The sequence below is a fragment of the Geofilum rubicundum JCM 15548 genome (genome assembly GCF_000974365.1).
In the GTDB taxonomy this organism is placed as follows: Bacteria; Bacteroidota; Bacteroidia; order Bacteroidales; family Marinilabiliaceae; genus Geofilum; species Geofilum rubicundum.
In genome coordinates this window covers 1-6,001 of record NZ_BAZW01000101.1, presented here as the reverse complement: position 1 = coordinate 6,001, position 6,001 = coordinate 1, and the positions used below count along the sequence as shown (strand labels likewise).

Annotated in this window: 8 protein-coding genes; all 8 read right to left on the bottom strand. The window is 49.3% G+C overall.

The features are described from left to right. Window positions 1–116 precede the first annotated feature (116 nt). Window positions 117–1,229, bottom strand: coding sequence for an ABC transporter permease (locus JCM15548_RS19730; protein ID WP_062128853.1), 1,113 nt, complete (start codon window positions 1,227–1,229; stop codon window positions 117–119). Then, complete coding sequence (locus JCM15548_RS19725; protein ID WP_439645466.1) at window positions 1,226–1,948, bottom strand: ABC transporter ATP-binding protein; 723 nt, start codon at window positions 1,946–1,948, stop codon at window positions 1,226–1,228. The genes JCM15548_RS19730 and JCM15548_RS19725 overlap by 4 nt, the downstream gene beginning before the upstream one ends. 191 nt (window positions 1,949–2,139) lie before the next feature. Continuing rightward, window positions 2,140–2,508, bottom strand: a complete 369-nt coding sequence (locus JCM15548_RS24785) for an ATP-binding cassette domain-containing protein (protein WP_227626061.1) — start codon at window positions 2,506–2,508, stop codon at window positions 2,140–2,142. Continuing rightward, entirely contained in the window at window positions 2,505–2,675 is a 171-nt protein-coding gene (locus JCM15548_RS24780; RefSeq protein WP_227626060.1) for a hypothetical protein, read from the bottom strand. Before JCM15548_RS24780 ends, JCM15548_RS24785 begins: the two co-directional genes overlap by 4 nt. Beyond that, the gene (locus tag JCM15548_RS24775) at window positions 2,650–2,907 is read right to left on the bottom strand and encodes an ATP-binding cassette domain-containing protein (protein ID WP_227626059.1); all 258 of its coding nucleotides are present in this window, start codon (window positions 2,905–2,907) and stop codon (window positions 2,650–2,652) included. The genes JCM15548_RS24780 and JCM15548_RS24775 overlap by 26 nt, the downstream gene beginning before the upstream one ends. Then, window positions 2,900–3,823, bottom strand: a complete 924-nt coding sequence (locus tag JCM15548_RS19715; protein ID WP_062128849.1) for an HlyD family secretion protein — start codon at window positions 3,821–3,823, stop codon at window positions 2,900–2,902. The genes JCM15548_RS24775 and JCM15548_RS19715 overlap by 8 nt, the downstream gene beginning before the upstream one ends. After that, complete coding sequence (locus tag JCM15548_RS19710) at window positions 3,813–5,123, bottom strand: TolC family protein (RefSeq protein WP_062128847.1); 1,311 nt, start codon at window positions 5,121–5,123, stop codon at window positions 3,813–3,815. Before JCM15548_RS19710 ends, JCM15548_RS19715 begins: the two co-directional genes overlap by 11 nt. A gap of 100 nt (window positions 5,124–5,223) precedes the next feature. Further along, window positions 5,224–5,892 carry a TetR/AcrR family transcriptional regulator gene (locus JCM15548_RS19705; protein ID WP_083985277.1) on the bottom strand — a complete coding sequence of 223 codons (669 nt, stop codon included), beginning with the start codon at window positions 5,890–5,892 and terminating at the stop codon, window positions 5,224–5,226. Between the last annotated feature and the right edge of the window lie 109 nt (window positions 5,893–6,001).

Sequence of the window (6,001 nt, the reverse complement as noted above, 5' to 3'; positions counted from 1 at the left end):
TTTTTCCCCATTAACCCTATCATCCCTTCTCACCCCACCTACCCTTCCCACCCATTGACCCAATCTACCCTTCTCACCCAATCAGCCCCACCTGCCCTTCCAACCCGCCTAACGACCTATTGACCTAATAACCTCACCTGAAACTTCCAAACACTCAGTCCCAAAAACAGCGACAGAAAGCCCCCCATGACCAGAAGTTCCTGCCACATATACGCCAGTCCACCCCCCTGAATCATCACCGTTTTGACCGCCTGCACATAGTATCTTGGCGGAATCAGATGACTCAGCACCTGCAATACCATGGGCATGTTTTCAATGGGGAAGATAAAACCGGACAGCAAGATGGTCGGCAATAACAGTCCAAACATAGACGTAAACATGGCCACCATCTGATTGCGCGCCAAAGTCGATATAAAAATACCCAGGGCCAGGGAAAGCAAAATATAAAGCAGGTTAATAACAAACAGCCAAAACCAACTACCCACCACCGGCATTTGGAAGACAAACAGTCCCATGGCCACAATAGTAATGGCATTGATCATGGACAAGGCCACGTAGGGCACCACCTTTCCCAAAATGATCTGGTAGGGTTGCAAAGGCGAAATCAGCAGCACCTCCATGCTCCCCATCTCCTTTTCCCGCGTGATAGAAATAGATGTCATCATGGCCGAAATCAGGATTAAAACCATGGCCATGGTCCCGGGAATGGTCATATAAACCCCTTTCAGATAAGGATTGTACAGCATACGAACCTCCACCTTCGGAAGTGATAACTGATCGGCCAATGGTCTTTGTTGCTGCTCAAAATCACGGATTACCGCAGTACTGTAATTGACCAGAATCTGGGCCGTATTGGCATCCGAAGCATCGGCCAGCAACTGCACAGAAGCACCATCCGGCTGCTGCATTTCTGAGCCAAAACCAGATTCTATAACCAAGGCCAGGGCCACCTCCCGACTATTAAAAGCGGCATCAATCTCCTGGCGGTTTCTAAAATGCTTTTCCACCCTGAAATAACCCGAAGATTCTATTTTCTGGACCAACTGAAGACTGGCATTGTCTTTGGCCTGATCCCAAATGCCGATGCGCGCATTTTGCACTTCGGTGGTCACCACAAAACCAAAAATAAGAATTTGGGCCACGGGCATCAGGAACAGCACCATTATGGTGCGGTAATCCCGCAAAATGTGCCGGGTTTCTTTCAATACAAATGCTAAAAATGTCTTCATTTTCGTGCCAGCTTCACAAATAAATCATTCATCGTTTTCACCCCGTACGCCGTCTTCAATGCTGAAGGCTGATCCAGATCTTCAATTTTCCCATCCACCATCATGGTCACCCGGTGGCAATACTCTGCTTCATCCATGTAGTGCGTGGTCACAAAGACCGTAATGCCCTCCGCCGCCGTTTCATAAATCATCTCCCAAAATTGACGCCGTGTCACCGGATCAACCCCACTGGTTGGTTCATCTAAAAAGACAATGGCCGGCCGATGCAGGATGGCACTGCTGAACGCCAGTTTCTGCTTCCAGCCCAGTGAAAAGGTTTTTATTAAGCGATGCCGGGCATCGTATAGGTCCAGCCGCTTTAAGGCCTGCTCCGTCCGCTCCGCTATCTCCCTTCGTCCCAGTCCGTAAATGGCTCCATACAACCTCAGATTCTCCACCACGGTTAAATCCTCATATAAAGAAAATTTCTGGCTCATATAACCAATGCTGCGCTTCACCTTTTCAGGGTACAAAGCCACATCATAACCGGCCACCAGCACCTGACCCGATGTGGGCTTCGAGAGACCACAGAGAATCTTCATGGCTGTGGTCTTCCCCGCCCCATTGGCACCCAAAAAGCCAAAAATCTCACCCCTTTCAACATCAAAAGTCAAGTGATCATTGGCCACAAATGCCCCAAACTTCTTTACCAGATTACGAACCTCAATGATCTTATCCACATCCATATATTTTTACCTATTGACCTAATAACCTTTTTTCCCCTTCCAACCCCATCAACCCTTTCCTACCCTCCCCCCAAAAAACAATCCTCTATCCCCGGCTCAATGTCTCACCACCACCGAATGCTCCATCCCCTGTTCCACTAAAAACTGCTGCAAATCCTCGCCGCTCGTGGCTTCATCCTTAAAAGTCACGTGCAGCCACTCCCCAAAGGATAAACCGTATCAACCCCTGAAAAGGATCGGCACAATTGCAGTAAGTGATGCTTATCGCCGTTTTTCACCCCAAAAAGTTTACGGCCAAAACCCGCCACAATACTTTCAGGCGTGCCACTCACCAGCACCCGGCCACTGTCGAGCAAGGCCACCCGGTCGCACAGCGAGGCCTCGTCCATGTAGGGAGTGGAGACAAGGATGGTAATGCCATCCTTTTGCAGCTTCTTCAGCATCTCCCAAAACTCCTGACGTGATACGGCATCCACACCTGTAGTGGGCTCATCCAAAACCAATAAACGGGGCCGGTGAATCAAGGCACAGGACAGCGCCAGCTTTTGCTTCATCCTCCGGAAAGCTTGCCTGCTGGGCGATCCTTAAAGGGTTCAATCTGTTTGTAAATGTCTTCGATGAGATGGTAATTCTCCTCGATGGTGGTGCCAAAAACGGTGGCAAAAAAATGAAGGTTTTCCTGAATGGATAGATCCTCATAGAGCGAGAAGCGCCCCGGCATATACCGATGATACGGCGGACCTTTTTGTAATCCTTAACCGGATCCAATCCCCACAATCGGATGGAACACTATCGGGCAACATCAAAGAAATGATGAGACGGAACAAGGTTGTTTTTCCGGCACCATCGGGACCAATGACGCCAAACAGTTCACCCTTATTGACCTGAAAACTGACACCATCCAGGGCGTTGACCTCCTTGAATTTTTTATGAATATCGGCCACTTCAATCATGACTGCTTGATTTGTTTTTTTGCCATACCACTTCTCCGGGCATGCCAATCTTCAACCGCCCGTCATTGGGCACCCTGACTTTAATGGCATAGACCAGGTCCACACGTTCTTCCTTGGTTTGAATGATTTTAGGGGTAAATTCGGCCGACTGGGCCACCCAGGTCACTGTTCCTTCCAGACGGTGGTAATTGTCCTCCCCTCTATCGATCAACACCTCAACCGACTGGCCAATGGTTACATCGTCGAGCTGGGAACCGGTGATATAGGCACGCAATAGCATATATTCTATGTCGGCCAACTTTAACAAGGGCTTGCCCGCAGCCGTCATTTCGCCTGCCTCGGCATATTTCTGCAGAATGGTGCCTCCAACGGGTGCCACCACATGGCAGCGACTCACTTGCTCATTCAGGGTATTGATTTGGGCGGTGAGCACCTGCCGCTCGGCCCTGAGCTGCTCCTTTTGCGCTTGTATCTGCGACAGTTGGCGCTGTGCAATAGTGACCTCGCCATCCACCTGATCGAAGCGCTGTTGCGTCACGGCCTCCGCCTCGAGCATGGCCCGAACACGTGTCAACTCCTTTTGCAACAAATCGACTTTGGCCTGTTGGACGGCCACGGACTTTTCTACCTGGCGCTCGCCGACCTCCAGGGCATATCCTGAAGCCTTCAGCTGCTCCCGCTTCAAAACCAACATAGTGGTATCGATGATGCCCAGCACCTGTCCCTTTTGAATAACATCTCCTTCGTTGATGGGAAAGGAAAGCAGACGGCCATTCTCTTCGGCACTCACCAGCACTTCAGTGGCCTCAAAATTGCCATAGGCATCCGACAGCTGCTCATTGCGATTACAAGCCCCTAATAGTATTAAGACAAGCACGCTGGCGATTGTCCTTTGTTTGGAACATTTATTCTTCATGGTTCACTTGTTTTTTAGTCTCTTGAAAATTCCCGGCTTCCCATCCCACCATGTACTGCTTGGCCAGACTATGCAAATACTGCAGGTGGTTGATTTTCATTTCCAACTGCGCCCGGGAAGCGGCGTTAAGGGCAGAAATGTAATCTGCAGCGGTGATGGCTCCATTTTTCAGGCGCGTCTGATAGTGGGCCACAATCTGCTGATGCTTGGCCACAATGGCCGAATCGGTCGCCATTTTGTACTGATACTGCTGCAATTCACCACTTAATTGGTAATGTGTGCGCTGCAGCTCCAGGTCAAAACTGCTTTCACGTTGCTGCAGGAGTTCGGACTGAAGCGCCAATACCTTGTCGTTTCGCGAGGAAACCTTCCAATCCCACGGCTGCCAGCGCAGCCGTAATCCCACCATATAAAAGGTGTCGAATTCATCCTTCAACATATTAAAGCCCGGATTGCCATAGCCCGCCTGTGCAAAGGCCGCCAATTTGGGACGCGTCGCAACCTGATTCAGGGCCTGCCGGGCTTCCAGTTGCTCCTGCTGAAAGGCGTATACCTTTCGTTCCGGACGGGCTTCGGGACTCATAAACAGGTCTTCCCGGGGAACAGTCAGTTCGTCCTCCTCAGAAATAGATGTACCGGTAAAAAGGGACAGAATCTCCAACAAAGCCTGTTCAGAAGAGGTCAGGGCCATTTGCTGCTTCTCTGCCTTCATCTTCTCTACCTCCAGCAGGTTCAATTCGGTGACGTGCACCATTTCGTTTTTGACGGCGGAAGAGAGCTCCCGCACACGGGCATCCAGATCATCCATATAGGCCACCATTTGCTTTTTCTGCTCCCGCAACTTCAGTAAAGAGAAATAGACATCCGTCACCGTACTTTTCACTTCCCGCAGTTTAACCTCCAGGTCCTGTTGCTCTGCACCGCCTTCCGCAGCAGTCAAGCGCTTATTACCCCGGGTATACCCGCCATTATAAAGAGTCTGACTCACCTCTGCAAATGCCTTATATTGGTCTTTGGGTGCCATGGGCAAATCAAACATGGGATTATCCAGATCTACATGGGGCACATCACTTTGCCAGGAGGCCTGAGCGCCCATTTCCAACTGCGGATACCAGGCCGCAGCACTATTCTTCATGCGTTCTTGGGTAAGCTCCTCCACCAAAGCCCTGCTGGCATCATTTAAGGGGTAGTGGGCCCGACTTCTCTCCCAACAATCTTCCAGTTGCACGGGCTGTGCCCCAAGGGTGAAAACACTTCCCAAAAGAAAAATCAGAAAAGCATAAAATGCCATCTCTTTCATGTGTTGTTATTTTAAATTTTTGCCACATGGAACTCGCCAAAACAATCATGCCCCTTTGTGTGAGGAGACGCTCATGGCTCGTTTCATAACCTTTCATTATTTAATTTTTATCCACTTCCAGTCCGGTGGCGCGACAAACAAAAGCGAAAAGTGAGGCCTTTCGTCCCGACAAGTACTTTTCATATGCTCCTTCGTCCGGCCACAGCATATATCCCAACAAGGGACGGGTAATCACAGGAAATACGCACATCCCGACCGTATTCAAAATCAACTCCCTCGGATCCATTTTCACCATTTGATTTTGAGACATGGCTTTTCCAATAACCGCCATTAGCTTCTCAGGCTGTATGCCCGTTTCCTTTATCAAACCCGCCACTTTTTCAGGATCCCGATTGATTTCGGTGATGATAAAGTTGGGGAGATAGGGCATCTTTTCCAGAAGATCCACATAGAGTGAAATCAGCGCTTTCAGCAGTTGGCGAACATCAGGTTCGCCAACAAATACGCTCTCCAAAGAAGGCCAAAAGGCCTTGAAAGAGCTTTTAAAAATATGGTGGAACAGCTTCTCCTTATTCCTGAAATAATAATGCACCAGTGCCTTGTTGGCCCCGGCCTCATCCGCAATCTCCTGCATCCTGGCAGCTGCATACCCCTTGCGAAAAAACACCCTTTTTGCCGCTTCCAAAATCAGCTCTTCCTGCGACTCATCGCGGTCGGTAGACTTCCTAACCTTCCCGCCCTGCGGAACAACATTATGCCTTGTACCCATTTGGTTTAATCATTTAGTTTAACCATTTGGTCAAAGTAAAGACAAATTTTTTAATCAAGCAAAATATTGATTATTTTTTTTCTGATATGACACCATATAGCCCACCTAT

Coding starts and splice junctions, on each gene's coding strand:
- JCM15548_RS24785 (WP_227626061.1), bottom strand. CDS start 2,508: ATGAAGCAAAAGCTGGCGCTGTCCTGTGCCTTGATTCACCGGCCCCGT.
- JCM15548_RS19710 (WP_062128847.1), bottom strand. CDS start 5,123: ATGAAAGAGATGGCATTTTATGCTTTTCTGATTTTTCTTTTGGGAAGT.
- JCM15548_RS19715 (WP_062128849.1), bottom strand. CDS start 3,823: ATGAAGAATAAATGTTCCAAACAAAGGACAATCGCCAGCGTGCTTGTC.
- JCM15548_RS24775 (WP_227626059.1), bottom strand. CDS start 2,907: ATGATTGAAGTGGCCGATATTCATAAAAAATTCAAGGAGGTCAACGCC.
- JCM15548_RS19705 (WP_083985277.1), bottom strand. CDS start 5,892: ATGGGTACAAGGCATAATGTTGTTCCGCAGGGCGGGAAGGTTAGGAAG.
- JCM15548_RS19730 (WP_062128853.1), bottom strand. CDS start 1,229: ATGAAGACATTTTTAGCATTTGTATTGAAAGAAACCCGGCACATTTTG.
- JCM15548_RS24780 (WP_227626060.1), bottom strand. CDS start 2,675: ATGCCGGGGCGCTTCTCGCTCTATGAGGATCTATCCATTCAGGAAAAC.